Annotated in this window: 11 protein-coding genes and 1 riboswitch; of the genes, 7 read left to right on the top strand and 4 right to left on the bottom strand. The window is 67.5% G+C overall.

What is annotated here, in order from left to right; all coding sequences use genetic code 11:
• Positions 1-2 precede the first annotated feature (2 nt).
• From OG453_RS24720 to OG453_RS24710, 3 genes are all read right to left on the bottom strand, one after another.
• Complete coding sequence (locus OG453_RS24720) at positions 3-809, bottom strand: carbohydrate ABC transporter permease (RefSeq protein ID WP_266873116.1); 807 nt, start codon at positions 807-809, stop codon at positions 3-5.
• Positions 810-841: 32 nt separating this feature from the next.
• Positions 842-1,822, bottom strand: a complete 981-nt coding sequence (locus tag OG453_RS24715; protein ID WP_266870656.1) for a carbohydrate ABC transporter permease — start codon at positions 1,820-1,822, stop codon at positions 842-844.
• Positions 1,823-1,928: 106 nt separating this feature from the next.
• The gene (locus OG453_RS24710; RefSeq protein WP_266870655.1) at positions 1,929-3,203 is read right to left on the bottom strand and encodes an extracellular solute-binding protein; all 1,275 of its coding nucleotides are present in this window, start codon (positions 3,201-3,203) and stop codon (positions 1,929-1,931) included.
• Between the two features lie 274 nt (positions 3,204-3,477).
• Between OG453_RS24710 and OG453_RS24705 the strand changes: the two genes are divergently transcribed.
• From OG453_RS24705 to mctP, 5 genes are all read left to right on the top strand, one after another.
• Positions 3,478-4,251, top strand: coding sequence for a GntR family transcriptional regulator (locus OG453_RS24705; RefSeq protein WP_266873115.1), 774 nt, complete (start codon positions 3,478-3,480; stop codon positions 4,249-4,251).
• A gap of 102 nt (positions 4,252-4,353) precedes the next feature.
• Positions 4,354-6,489 (top strand): carbon starvation CstA family protein, encoded by a 2,136-nt coding sequence (locus OG453_RS24700; RefSeq protein WP_266870654.1) that lies wholly within the window; start codon positions 4,354-4,356, stop codon positions 6,487-6,489.
• The gene (locus OG453_RS24695) at positions 6,486-6,683 is read left to right on the top strand and encodes a YbdD/YjiX family protein (protein WP_266870653.1); all 198 of its coding nucleotides are present in this window, start codon (positions 6,486-6,488) and stop codon (positions 6,681-6,683) included. Before OG453_RS24700 ends, OG453_RS24695 begins: the two co-directional genes overlap by 4 nt.
• Positions 6,684-6,824: 141 nt before the next feature.
• Positions 6,825-7,094 carry a DUF3311 domain-containing protein gene (locus OG453_RS24690; RefSeq protein ID WP_266870651.1) on the top strand — a complete coding sequence of 90 codons (270 nt, stop codon included), beginning with the start codon at positions 6,825-6,827 and terminating at the stop codon, positions 7,092-7,094.
• An 80-nt stretch (positions 7,095-7,174) separates the two neighbouring features.
• The gene (gene mctP, locus OG453_RS24685) at positions 7,175-8,758 is read left to right on the top strand and encodes a monocarboxylate uptake permease MctP (RefSeq protein ID WP_266873114.1); all 1,584 of its coding nucleotides are present in this window, start codon (positions 7,175-7,177) and stop codon (positions 8,756-8,758) included.
• Between the two features lie 124 nt (positions 8,759-8,882).
• On the opposite strand, the gene OG453_RS24680 is transcribed toward mctP, so the two are convergent.
• Positions 8,883-9,614, bottom strand: coding sequence for a hypothetical protein (locus OG453_RS24680; protein WP_266870650.1), 732 nt, complete (start codon positions 9,612-9,614; stop codon positions 8,883-8,885).
• A 125-nt stretch (positions 9,615-9,739) separates the two neighbouring features.
• Positions 9,740-9,817: riboswitch (cobalamin riboswitch) on the top strand.
• A 157-nt stretch (positions 9,818-9,974) separates the two neighbouring features.
• Between OG453_RS24680 and OG453_RS24675 the strand changes: the two genes are divergently transcribed.
• Entirely contained in the window at positions 9,975-12,383 is a 2,409-nt protein-coding gene (locus tag OG453_RS24675) for a ribonucleoside-diphosphate reductase subunit alpha (RefSeq protein WP_266870649.1), read from the top strand.
• Positions 12,383-13,396 carry a ribonucleotide-diphosphate reductase subunit beta gene (locus tag OG453_RS24670; protein ID WP_266870648.1) on the top strand — a complete coding sequence of 338 codons (1,014 nt, stop codon included), beginning with the start codon at positions 12,383-12,385 and terminating at the stop codon, positions 13,394-13,396. Before OG453_RS24675 ends, OG453_RS24670 begins: the two co-directional genes overlap by 1 nt.
• Positions 13,397-13,572: the final 176 nt, after the last annotated feature.

Below are 13,572 nucleotides of genomic sequence, written 5' to 3'. Positions count from 1 at the left end.
TGTTATCCCTTCACGGCGCCGTCGGTCAGACCGCTGACGGCCCTGCGCTGCAGGAAGACGAAGAGGACCAGGATCGGGATGGCGAAGAGTGAGGCGGCGGCCATGGTGGCACCCCAGTCGTCGCCGAAGGCGGTCTGGAAGCCTGAGAGCCACACCGGCAGCGTCTTGGCCTCCGCCTCCTTGTTGAGGACAAGGACCAGCGGGAATTCGTTCCAGGCCGTGATGAAGCCGAAGAGCGAGGTCGACATCAGGCCCGGTGCGAGCAGCGGCAGGATCACCCGGCGGAACGCCTGCATCCGTGAACAGCCGTCGACCATCGCCGACTCCTCAAGCTCGCGCGGCACGGCGGCGACGAAGCCGCGCAGTGTCAGGAGCGTGAAGGGCAGGATCATCACCATGTAGAAGAGGGTGAGCGGGACGAGGCTGTTCAGCATGTCGGCGTCGCGCACGATCATGTAGATGGCGATGACCATGACTTCCCAGGGCGCCATCTGGGCCAGCATGAAGCCGATGATGAAGCCGCGCCGTCCCTTGAAGCGCATCCGGGCGAGTGCGAACGCCGACGCGAGGCCGATGATCAGCGAGAAGAGCACGGCGAGGACGGTGACGGTGAGGGAGTTGCCGACCATCGTCCAGAAGTGGTCGGCCTCGACGGCCGTCTTGAAGTGCTCGAACGTCGCGTCGGTCGGGAACCACACCGGGTCCTCGCTGATGATGTCGCCGGTCGGCTTGAAGGCCGTGGCGAACATCCAGTACACGGGGAAGACGAACCCGATGAAGAGCACGACGGCCACCGCGTTGGGCCAGATGCGGCGCAGCCGCCGAGACGAAGCAGTGCGCGTCACAGCTCGTCCTCCTCTTGCTTGAGCACGATCCGCAGGTAGAAGGAGGTCAGGGCCAGCAGGATGACGATGGTGAGCAGCGCGATCGCCGCACCCATGCCGAAGTGCTGGTTGCCCATGCCCTCGATGTAGGCGTAGACGGGCAGGATCTCGGTGAGCCGGTCGGGGCCGCCCTCGTTGAGCGCGAAGACCTGCGCGAACGCCTTGAAGACCCAGATGATCTCCAGGAAGGTCGTCGCGAGGAGGAAGGGCTTCATGTACGGAAGCGTGACGTTCGTGAACCGCTTCCAGGCTCCTGCGCCGTCCAGTGACGCGGCTTCGTAGAGCTCCTTGGGGATCGTCGTCGTCGCGGCGTACAGATTGATCGCCACGAAGGGGATCGACTGCCAGACGATCAGGACGATGACCACGAAGAAGGTGGAGTACTGGCTGCCCATCCAGTCGAAATCGGCCATCGAGTGCCAGCCGGCCTTGTCCAGGACCCAGTTGACGACGCCGAAGCGCGTCGCGAACAGCCACTGGTAGACGGTCGTCGACGCGATGATCGGCATCGCCCAGGCGAGCACGAGTCCGACCAGGAGCAGCGTCCGCATCCGCTTGCCGAGCCGTGCGAGCAGCAGGCCGATCAGGGTGCCGAGCAGCATGATCAGTACGACGTTGACCGCGGTGAACGCGATCGAGCGGCCGGTGACCCGCCAGAAGTCCTCGCCGGTGAGGACCTCCTTGAAGTTGTCGATCCCGTTCCACTCGGTGAGGTGGAGGATGAACTGCCTCATGTTGAGGTTCTGGAACGACAGGATCCCGTTGTTGACCAGGGGCCAGCCGAGGAACACGAGCGTGGCCGCGATCGCGGGAAGCAGTAGCAGGTAGGGCGCGAGCGACCGGGCCCGCTCGCGGGGCTTGCCGGTGTCTCCCGGCCGTCCGTCCGTTTTCACGACGTCCGTCGGGCCGGAGGGCGGCCGTTCGGTCTGCACGGTCATGCTCGCCATCTCTTTCGTGGGCATCGCGGAACGCAGCGCTGTGCCGGGGCATCGGGCCCGGGGGTGCTGACACCCCGGGCCCGAAGTCCCCGGCGGGAGCGCGTCCTTACTGCTTCTGCGACAGGCGCTTGTTGAGCTCGCCCTCGACCTGCTCGGCGGCCTCATCGTTGGACTTACCGTTCAGGACCGCGGTCATGTAGTTCTTGATCGGGTTCGGCGGGTTCTCCACCGCGGCCCACTCCGGGATCAGCGGGGTCGTGCCGCCGCCGGCGGTGGCGGGGGCCATGGCCTCGGCTGCGGGGTTGCCCTTGAGCTGGGCTTCCAGGGCCTGCTTGTTGGGGATGACGCCGCCTTCCTTGGCGAGCGCGCCCTCGAACTTGTCGGACAGGGCGATCTTCAGGAACTCCTTGGCGAGCTCCTGCTTCTCGCTGGTCGCGGCGACGGCGAGGTTGGAGCCGCCGAGGAAGACGCCCTCGGGCTTGTCCGCGGTGGCGCCGGGGATCGTGAAGTAGCCGATGTCCTTCTCGATCTTCGGGTTGGCCTTGATCGCGGTGGCGGCCTCCCAGCTCATGCCGACGAAGGCGCCGGTCTTGCCCTTGGCGAAGACCTCGGCCTGCTGCGGGGTGGCCTCGTCCTTGTTCTTGGGGGCCTTGGAGAGGTCCGCGAACTCCTTGTACGTCTTCATGGCCTTGGCGACCTTGGGGTCGGTGAGGTTGGAGACGTACTTGTCGCCGTCCTTCTTGACCAGTTCGGCGCCCTCACCGATGGTCAGGCCGACGAAGTGGTACCAGTTCTGGCCGGGCAGGTAGATCGGCTCGGCGTCCGTCTTGGACTCGATTGCCTTGAGGTCCTTGAGGAACTCGGCGCGGGTCTTGGGGGTGTCCTTGATGCCGGCGTCGGCCCAGACCTTCTTGTTGTAGATGACGACGCGGTTGAGGACGAACCACGGGGCGGCGTACTGCTTGCCGTCCACGACGGAGGACTTGTTGATCGACTCGGTCCAGTCGGCGCCGAGCCCTTCCTTGAGGTCGCCGAGTTCGGCGAGGCCACCGGTCTTGGCGTACGCGGCGGTCTGGGTGTTGCCGATCTCGAAGACGTCCGGCGGGTTCTCCTCGGAGAGGGCGGTGGTCAGCTTCTGCTGGATGCCGTTCCACTGCTGGACTTCGAACTTCAGCTTCGCGCCGGTCTTCTTCTCGAAGGCCGCCGTGACGTCCTTCTGCCACTTCTCCGGCGTCGAACCGTCCATCGCCCAGAGCGTCAGCGTCTCACCCTTGTAGCCGTCGGCTCCGCCGGACTTCTTGTCTCCGTCGTCGCCGCCACACGCCGCGATCGAGACCAACATGCCCGCGACACCGATGGCCGCTATGAGCTTGCGCTTCACGTCACCCTCCTCAAGGGATGCCAGTCAACCCCCCACCCGCAGCGACCAAATGGACCGAGATCTGCCCGTGGGACTGGAACCTGGTCTTTAATGGTGTAGACCAGTACGGGGAGCTTGGCCTAGACCTTTAGGGGTGTCAAGGGTGTATAAGAAGGGCTGTCAGGTCCGTTATCGGACCGACACCTGAGCGGGCACCGCCTGCTCAGCCCGGTACGTGCCACGATGTGAGCCGCGACAGACGGAGGAGCCGGTGACGGCAGCAGGAAGGCGGACCATGGGCACCGAGGCGGGGAGCACAGGAACCGACGTGGACGGGGCCCCGAGCGTCGGCCGCACCGCACGTGTGCCCAAGTACTACCGCCTGAAGCGCCACTTGCTCGACATGACGGAGACCCTGCCGCCCGGCACCCCCGTCCCGCCGGAGCGCACGCTGGCCGCCGAGTTCGACACCTCGCGCACCACCGTGCGCCAGGCCCTGCAGGAGCTGGTCGTCGAGGGCCGCCTCGAGCGGATCCAGGGCAAGGGCACCTTCGTCGCCAAGCCCAAGGTCTCCCAGGCGCTGCAACTCACCTCGTACACCGAGGACATGCGCGCCCAGGGCCTCGAACCGACCTCGCAGCTCCTGGACATCGGCTACATCACCGCCGACGACACGCTCGCAGGGCTGCTCGACATCAGCACCGGCGGCCGTGTCCTCAGGATCGAGCGGCTGCGCCTGGCCAACGGCGAGGCGATGGCCATCGAGACCACCCATCTGTCGGCCAAGCGCTTCCCGGCGCTGCGCCGCTCGCTGGTCAAGTACACATCGCTCTACACGGCCTTGGCCGAGGTGTACGACGTCCATCTGGCGGAGGCCGAGGAGACCATCGAGACCTCCCTCGCAACCCCGCGCGAGGCGGGCCTGCTCGGCACGGACGTGGGTCTGCCGATGCTGCTGCTCTCCCGGCACTCCCTCGACGGCGGCGGAAAACCGGTGGAATGGGTGCGCTCGGTCTACCGCGGCGACCGGTACAAGTTCGTGGCCCGCCTCAAGCGGCCCACGGACTGACTCACCGCCCGCACGTACCTAGACCCTTCCGAGGTCTGGCGCGGATCACTTCGCTGTTCTACGTTCCTCCCGTCATCGCATGATGAACGGGAGGACGACCCGGTGCGCAGAGCAAATCCTCGATCCCTTGTCATCTGGACTCTCGTCGCGCTGGTGGGCGCCTCGGGCTGGACGGTGCTCGCGCTGGCGCGCGACGAGGAGGTGTCGGCCGCCTGGATGGTGGCGGCGGCCCTCGGCTCGTACGCCATCGCGTACCGCTTCTACTCCAAATTCATCGCGTACAAAGTCCTCAAGGTGGACAAGAACCGGGCCACTCCGGCGGAGCGCCTGGACAACGGCATCGACTTCCACCCGACCGACCGGCGCGTCCTGCTCGGCCACCACTTCGCGGCGATCGCGGGCGCGGGGCCGCTGGTCGGGCCGGTGCTCGCGGCGCAGATGGGCTATCTGCCGGGCACCATCTGGATCATCGTCGGGGTGATCTTCGCGGGCGCCGTGCAGGACATGGTCGTCCTCTTCTTCTCCACCCGGCGCGACGGCAAGTCCCTGGGCCAGATGGCGCGCGAGGAGATCGGTCCGTTCGGCGGGGCCGCCGCACTGCTCGCCGCGTTCGCCATCATGATCATCCTGCTCGGGGTGCTCGCGCTTGTCATCGTGAACGCCCTCGCCGAGTCGCCGTGGGGCACCTTCTCCATCGCGATGACGATCCCGATCGCGCTGCTCATGGGCTTCTACCTGCGGGTGCTTCGCCCCGGCCGGGTCAGCGAGGTCTCCCTCATCGGGATCGCGCTGCTGCTGATCGCGCTCGTCGCGGGCCGCTGGGTCGCCGAGTCCTCGCTCGCGGACACCTTCACGCTGGCGCCCTCGACGCTGGTCATCTGGCTGGTGGCGTACGGCTTCATCGCCTCGATCCTGCCGGTGTGGATGCTGCTCGCGCCCCGCGACTATCTCTCCACGTTCATGAAGATCGGTACGATCCTGCTGCTCGCGGTCGGCGTCATCGTCACCCTGCCGACGCTGAAGATGGACCCGGTGACCGACTTCGCGTCGCGCGGCGACGGCCCGGTCTTCGCGGGCTCGCTCTTCCCCTTCGTCTTCATCACCATCGCCTGTGGGGCGCTGTCCGGCTTCCACGCGCTGATCTCGTCGGGCACCACGCCGAAGATGATCCAGAAGGAGCCGCAGGTCCGGATGATCGGCTACGGCTCCATGCTGATGGAGTCGTCCGTCGCGATCATGGCGCTGGTCGCGGCCAGCATCATCGACCCGGGTCTGTACTTCGCGATGAACGCGCCCGCGGGAGTCATCGGGGACAACGTCCAGGCCGCGTCCCAGGCCGTCGCGAACCTCGGATACACCATCTCCCCCGAGGACTTGGCGCAGGCCGCCAAGAACGTCGAGGAGTCCTCGCTGCTCTCGCGCACGGGCGGCGCCCCGACCCTCGCGATCGGTGTCTCCGAGATCTTCTCGAAGGTCACCGGGGGCTCGATGCGGGCCTTCTGGTACCACTTCGCGATCATGTTTGAGGCGCTGTTCATCCTGACCGCGCTGGACGCGGGCACGCGCGTGGGCCGCTTCATGCTCCAGGACATGCTCGGGAACGTATACAAGCCCTTCAAGAACGTCAGTTGGAAGCCCGGGCTCATCATCACGAGCGCGGTCGTCACCGGCCTGTGGGGCTACTTCCTGTGGGTCGGCGTGCACGAGCCGCTCGGCGGGATCAACCAGCTCTTCCCGATCTTCGGCATCGCCAACCAGCTGCTCGCCGCGGTCGCCCTCGCCGTCTGCACGACGCTGCTCGTGAAGTCCGGGCGCCTCAAGTGGGCCTGGATCACCGGGATTCCGCTCGCCTGGGACGCGACGGTGACGCTCACCGCGAGCTGGCAGAAGGTGTTCTCCAGCGACCCGCGCGTCGGCTTCTTCCAGCAGCGCTCGAACTACCAGGACGCCATCGACGCGGGCAAGGTCCTGCCGCCCGCCAAGAACATGGACGACATGCACACCGTCGTCACCAACTCCACGGTGGACGGCGTCATCACGGCGGCCCTCGCGCTGCTCATCGTCATCGTGATCCTGGACGCGGCGCGGGTGTGCGTCAGACACGTCCGCAACCCGCAGGCCTCGCGGCTGAGTGAAGCTCCGTACGTGGAGTCGAAGTTGACGGCCCCGGCCGGCCTGATCGCGACGCCCGAGGAGAAGGAAGAGCAGCTCAGGAAGGAACAGGAGCTCACCCCATGACCTGGGTCCTTCGCGGGCTTCGCTGGATGCGCTGGTACGCACGGGAGTTGACCGACGAGTCCGCGTACGACCGGTATGTGACGCACACGCGGAAGACGCATCCAGGGGCATCCGTCCCCTCCCGGAGGGAGTTCGAGCGAATGCGGACGGACCGACAGGAGTCGGACCCACGGCAGGGGTTCCGCTGCTGCTGAGTACCCACTCAACAGGCACTGAGCAGGCACATTGACCCGTCCGTTATCCGGACGGGGGTTCCATAGATCAAGACTCTCGCTTAGATTTCCCGCACGTTAAAGGTGGGATAAGCGAGGGAGCGGAGCCGCGAAGTGTCAGATGTGTCAGATGCGCCTGAAGTGAGCAGACCGGTGATCACGCCGGTCCGCGTGGTCATTGCCCTCTGTCTCGTCGCGCCGTTCGTGGCGATGCTCTGGGTGAGTTCCTACGCGAAGATCGAACCGACCTTCATCGGCATCCCGTTCTTCTACTGGTACCAAATGCTGTGGGTGCTCATATCCACCCTCCTCACGATGATCGCGTACAAGCTGTGGCAGCGTGACCAGCGCGCCCGCAAGACCGAGCAGGTCCAAGGGGGTGCCGGCCAGTGACGACACTCGCTTCTGGAACAGGTGGCGTGAACGGCGTCGCGCTCGCCGTCTTCGTCTTCTTCTTCATCGCCGTCACCGTGATGGGCTTCCTGGCCGCGCGCTGGCGCAAGGCCGAGACCGAGAGCCTGGACGAATGGGGCCTGGGCGGACGGTCGTTCGGCACCTGGGTCACGTGGTTCCTGCTCGGCGGCGACCTGTACACGGCGTACACGTTCGTCGCCGTCCCCGCGGCGATCTACGCGGCGGGCGCGGCCGGCTTCTTCGCCGTTCCGTACACGATCCTCGTCTACCCGCTGATCTTCACCTTCCTGCCGCGCCTGTGGTCGGTGTCGCACAAGCACGGATACGTGACGACCTCGGACTTCGTGCGCGGGCGCTTCGGCTCGAAGGGTCTCTCCCTTGCCGTCGCGGTCACCGGCATCCTCGCCACGATGCCGTACATCGCGCTCCAACTGGTCGGCATCCAGGCCGTCCTTGACGTCATGGGCGTCGGCGGCGGTCCGGACACCAACTGGTTCATCAAGGACCTGCCGCTGCTCATCGCGTTCGCGGTGCTCGCCGCGTACACGTACTCGTCGGGCCTGCGGGCCCCCGCCCTGATCGCATTCGTGAAGGACGGCCTGATCTATCTCGTCATCGCCGTCGCGATCATCTACATCCCGATCAAGCTGGGCGGCTTCGACGAGATCTTCCAGGCGGCGGGCGACAAGTTCTCGGCGACGAACGAGGCGGCGGGCAAGCCCGTCGCGGGTCTCGCGCCGGGTGAGCCCGGACAGTGGACGTACGCGACCCTGGCCCTCGGCTCCGCGCTCGCGCTCTTCATGTACCCGCACTCGATCACGGCGACGCTCTCCTCCAAGAGCCGCGACGTGATCCGCCGCAACACCACGATCCTGCCGCTCTACTCGCTCATGCTGGGCCTGCTCGCGCTGCTCGGCTTCATGGCGATCGCGGCCGGGGTCAAGGTCGAGAACGGCCAGCTGGCGATCCCGCAGCTGTTCGAGAACATGTTCCCCGACTGGTTCACCGGCGTCGCCTTCGCCGCGATCGGCATCGGCGCGCTCGTGCCGGCGGCGATCATGTCGATCGCAGCCGCGAATCTCTTCACGCGGAACATCTACAAGGACTTCATCAGGCCGGACGCGACGCCCGCGCAGGAGACCAAGGTCTCCAAGCTCGTCTCGCTCCTGGTGAAGGTCGGCGCGCTCGCCTTCGTCCTCACCATGGACAAGACGGTCGCGATCAACTTCCAGCTCCTGGGCGGCATCTGGATCCTGCAGACCATGCCCGCGCTGGTCGGCGGCCTGTTCACGCGGTGGTTCCACCGCTGGGCGCTGCTCGCGGGCTGGGCGGTCGGCATGATCTACGGCACGGCCGCCGCGTACGGCGTCGCCTCTCCGACGCAGAAGCACTTCGGCGGCTCGTCGGACGAGATCCCCGGCATCGGCGAGATCGGCTACATCGGCCTCACGGCGTTCGTCCTGAACGCGGTGGTCACCGTGGTCATGACGTTCGTCCTGCGCGCCATGAAGGCCCCTGACGGCATCGACGAGACCTCTCCGGAGGACTACACGGCGGACGCGGGCGACCCGGGCGTCGCGCGGGACCTGCCGAAGGCGACGGCATCGGAGGAGGCCACGGCGGGAGCGCCGGGCGGGCACTGAGCCTTCTTGTACGTACGTCGCCTTCTTGTACGTACGTCGCCTTCTTGTACGTACGTCGCCTTCTTGTACGTACGTGATGCGGGCCGCCGGAGGAATCCGGCGGCCCGTTGTCGTGCGCGCCGCCTCACGAGGCCTTGTAGAGCTCCCTGCGGACCCGTTCCGCAGCCTTGGCCGCCGAGCTGATCGTCAGGGCCTTGTCGGTGCCCCCGTCCACGAGGACGAGCACACCGCCGACCCGCATCTCGATCGTGTAGTACGGAGTGCCGTCGTACTCGTCGCCGCCCGTGTACCGCAACGTCTCCAGGACCGCCTCGTCGCCCATGTCCGGCCACTTCCAGGCCTGGTGGTGCTCGTCGACGGGGGCCGCCTCGGTGTCGACGGTGACGACGGGGCAGCCGTCGTGGAGCTGCCGACGCAGGTCCAGGTAGCGCGAGGCCTGCTCGGCCGGCATCGAGATCAGGCTTTCGGAGACGAAGGGGTCGCCGTCCGATACGGGTCCGGGGAGGGGGCGCAGCGTGTGCCCGGCGCTGGCACCCTGCATGCGCCGCAGCTCTCCGAGCAGCTTGGTGGCGGGTTCGCAGGTGCCCCAGTCGCCGCCCCCGCGGTGCAGGTCGAAGAATCCCAGGGTCGCCTCGCTCGCCCTGGCCTTCTTGCCGACCGCCTTCGCGGGAAGCAGCGCCGCCTTCAGCTCGGCATCAGTGAAGACCTTGCCGGCATCGACCTCGCCGTCGACACCGGGAGCCGTGGTCGGCTTCGGTGTCGAAGTGGCCTTCGCATCGGCCGTGCCCCCGTCGTCCCCGCACCCGGTGAGCACCATCAGCAGCACTGCCGCACAGCCCGCGCCCCGTCCCCGCACAGCGACTCCCCCTGTTCGACGATCAGTTCGGCCGCCACCCTAGGGGATACCCATGCCGACACAAGATGTGGGGCTGCCGCTCAGAGCCAGCACAAGATGTATGCTCGTGCTCGCTGTCGCCGCAGGGGAATCCGGTGCAAGTCCGGAACTGTCCCGCAACGGTGTATGAGTACGCATTTGTCGTACCCAGGAGTCCGAAGACCTGTCGACAGCGCACCCGTTCCGTCCGGTCCGGGTGCCGACGACGTCCGGGCCTCGTGGAATGGGCTGGTGGACGCGGAGCCCAGCCCTGCCCGGGGCGGCGCCGTGTGTCCCCTCTCCCCTCCGCAAGGCTCTGAGCCGAGCGAGGGAGTGCTCCACGTGACCATCGCGCCAGCCGAACCTGCGTCAGCGCAGACCACCGACGGTCAGCAGACCGCCGACGGCCCAGGCACCGCGCTGCTGCGTACCCTGACCGACCTCACCGCCGACCTCCCCGACGCCGACCCCGGCAGAGTCGCCGCCGCCGCGCTGCGCGGCCGCTCGGCCAAGGGGGCCGCCGAGATCACAGCGGAGCTGCGGGAGCTGGCGACCGAGGCTGCCGCGGGGCTCATCTCCGAGGACCCGGCGTACTCGAAGCTGGCGGCCAGGCTGCTGAGCATCAGCATCCGTGAGGAGGCGGCGTCGCAGGGCGTGCGCTCCTTCTCCGACTCGGTCGCGGTCGGTCACCGCGAGGGCCTGATCGCGGACCGCACCGCCGCGTTCGTCGTCGACCACGCGGCGCGCCTCGACGGTCTCGTGGAGTCCGCGCTCGACGACGGCGCCGACTTCCGCTTCGGCTACTTCGGCCTGCGCACCCTGCACAGCCGCTATCTCCTTCGGCACCCCATCACCCGGCACGTCATCGAGACCCCGCAGCACTTCATGCTGCGCGTCGCGAGCGGCCTCGCCGAGGACGGCAGCGCGCGCTCGGTGGACGAAGTCGCCGCCCTGTACCGCCTGATGAGCCGCCTGGACTACCTGCCGTCCTCGCCGACGCTCTTCAACTCCGGCACGCGCCACCCGCAGATGTCCTCCTGCTACCTCCTCGACTCCCCGCTGGACGAGCTGGATTCCATCTACGACCGCTACCACCAGGTCGCGCGCCTCTCCAAGCACGCGGGCGGCATCGGTCTCTCGTACTCCCGCATCCGCTCCCGCGGTTCGCTGATCCGCGGCACGAACGGGCACTCCAACGGCATCGTGCCGTTCCTCAAGACCCTGGACGCCTCCGTCGCCGCCGTGAACCAGGGCGGCCGCCGCAAGGGCGCCGCCGCGGTCTACCTGGAGACGTGGCACTCCGACATCGAGGAGTTCCTGGAGCTGCGCGACAACACGGGTGAGGACCAGCGGCGTACGCACAACCTCAACCTCGCGCACTGGATCCCCGACGAGTTCATGCGCCGGGTCGCCGCCGACCAGGACTGGTCGCTGTTCTCGCCGGCCGACGTGCCCGAGCTGGTGGACCTGTGGGGCGAGGAGTTCGACGCCGCGTACCGCAAGGCCGAGGCCGCCGGGCTCGCCCGCAAGACCATCCCGGCCCGTGATCTGTACGGCCGCATGATGCGCACCCTCGCGCAGACCGGCAACGGCTGGATGACGTTCAAGGACGCCGCCAACCGCACCGCCAACCAGACGGCGGAGCCCGGCCACACGGTGCACTCCTCGAACCTCTGCACGGAGATCCTGGAGGTGACGGACGACGGCGAGACGGCGGTCTGCAACCTCGGCTCGGTGAACCTCGGCGCCTTCGTCCTGCCTTCCGGCGACGACATCGACTGGGAGCGGCTCGACGAGACCGTCCGCACGGCCGTCACCTTCCTCGACCGTGTCGTCGACATCAACTTCTACCCGACCGAGCAGGCCGGCCGTTCGAATGCCAAGTGGCGGCCCGTGGGCCTGGGCGCCATGGGTCTGCAGGACGTCTTCTTCCAGCTGAAGCTGCCCTTCGACTCCCCCGAGGCGCGCGCTCTTTCGACGCGCATCGCCGAGCGGATCATGCTCGCCGCGTACGAGGCGTCCGCCGACCTCGCCGAGCGCAACGGGCCGCTCCCCGCCTGGGAGAAGACCCGCACCGCGCGCGGCGTGCTGCACCCCGACCACTACGGCGTCGAGCTGACCTGGCCGGAGCGCTGGGCGGCTCTGCGGGAACGTATCGCCGCGACCGGCATGCGCAACTCGCTGCTGCTCGCCATCGCGCCGACCGCCACCATCGCGTCCATCGCGGGCGTCTACGAGTGCATCGAGCCGCAGGTCTCCAACCTCTTCAAGCGCGAGACGCTGTCCGGCGAATTCCTCCAGGTCAACGCCTACCTGGTGGAGGAGTTGAAGCGGCTCGGCGTCTGGGACGCGCAGACCCGTGAGGCGCTGCGCGAGGCCAACGGCTCGGTGCAGGGCTTCAGTTGGATCCCGGCCGACGTCCGCGCGCTGTACCGCACGGCGTGGGAGATCCCGCAGCGCGGCCTGATCGACATGGCCGCCGCGCGCACGCCGTTCCTCGACCAGGCGCAGTCCCTGAACCTGTTCCTGGAGACGCCGACCATCGGCAAGCTCTCCTCGATGTACGCCTACGCCTGGCAGTCGGGCCTGAAGACGACGTACTACCTGCGCTCGCGCCCCGCCACGCGCATCGCCCGCGCGGCCGGCGGCCAGAACGCCACCGCGACCGCCCCCGTTCCCCAGCAGGCGACCGACCCCGACGCCGTCGCCTGCTCCCTGGAAAACCCCGAGTCCTGCGAGGCCTGCCAGTAATGAGCTCCACCGACAAGAACCTGCTCGACCCGGGCTTCGAGCTGACCCTGCGTCCCATGCGCTACCCGGACTTCTACGAGCGCTACCGGGACGCGATCAAGAACACCTGGACCGTCGAGGAGGTCGACCTCCACTCGGACGTCGCCGACCTCGCCAAGCTCTCGCCGGGCGAGCAGCACATGATCGGCCGACTCGTCGCGTTCTTCGCGACGGGCGACTCGATCGTCTCCAACAACCTGGTGCTCACGCTCTACAAGCACATCAACTCCCCCGAGGCGCGGCTGTACTTGAGCCGTCAGCTCTTCGAGGAGGCCGTCCACGTCCAGTTCTATCTGACGCTGCTCGACACCTATCTGCCCGACCCGGACGACCGCGCCGCCGCGTTCGACGCGGTCGAGGAGATCCCCTCCATCCGTGAGAAGGCCGAGTTCTGCTTCAAGTGGATGGACTCCGTCGAGAAGATGGACCGCCTGGAGAGCAAGGCCGACCGGCGCCGCTTCCTGCTGAACCTGATCTGCTTCGCCGCGTGCATCGAGGGCCTCTTCTTCTACGGTGCCTTCGCGTACGTCTACTGGTTCCGCTCGCGGGGTCTGCTGCACGGCCTGGCGACCGGCACCAACTGGGTGTTCCGCGACGAGACGATGCACATGAGCTTCGCCTTCGACGTCGTCGACACCGTCCGCAAGGAGGAGCCGGAGCTCTTCGACGACGCGCTGCAGACGCAGGTCACGGACATGCTCAAGGAGGCCGTCGAGGCCGAGCTGCAGTTCGCGCGCGACCTGTGCGGTGAGGGCCTGCCGGGCATGAACACCGACTCGATGCGCGAGTACCTGCAGTGCGTCGCCGACCAGCGGCTGCAGCGGCTCGGCTTCGCGCCCGTCTACGGCTCGTCAAACCCGTTCTCGTTCATGGAACTTCAGGGTGTCCAGGAGCTGACCAACTTCTTCGAGCGGCGCCCTTCGGCCTACCAGGTCGCCGTCGAGGGTTCGGTCTCCTTCGACGACGAGTTCTAGGACGTCAGACTGCCGCGGGCTGCGTGGAGCGCGGGGGGCTTCACGCAGTTCGCGGTCGATCCGGCGGTCGTGGACGTACCCGACCAGCGCGGGTGCGGCCAGCAGGAGGAAGACGGTCAGGACGGTCACGTATCCGAGGAATGTGTTCATGTCCTCACTGTCGTGCGTGCCGGACC

The sequence above is a fragment of the Streptomyces sp. NBC_01381 genome, assembly GCF_026340305.1.
Lineage (GTDB): Bacteria > Actinomycetota > Actinomycetes > Streptomycetales > Streptomycetaceae > Streptomyces.
Note: the sequence above shows the minus strand (reverse complement) of the source record. Positions and strands in the feature narration are given on the sequence as shown.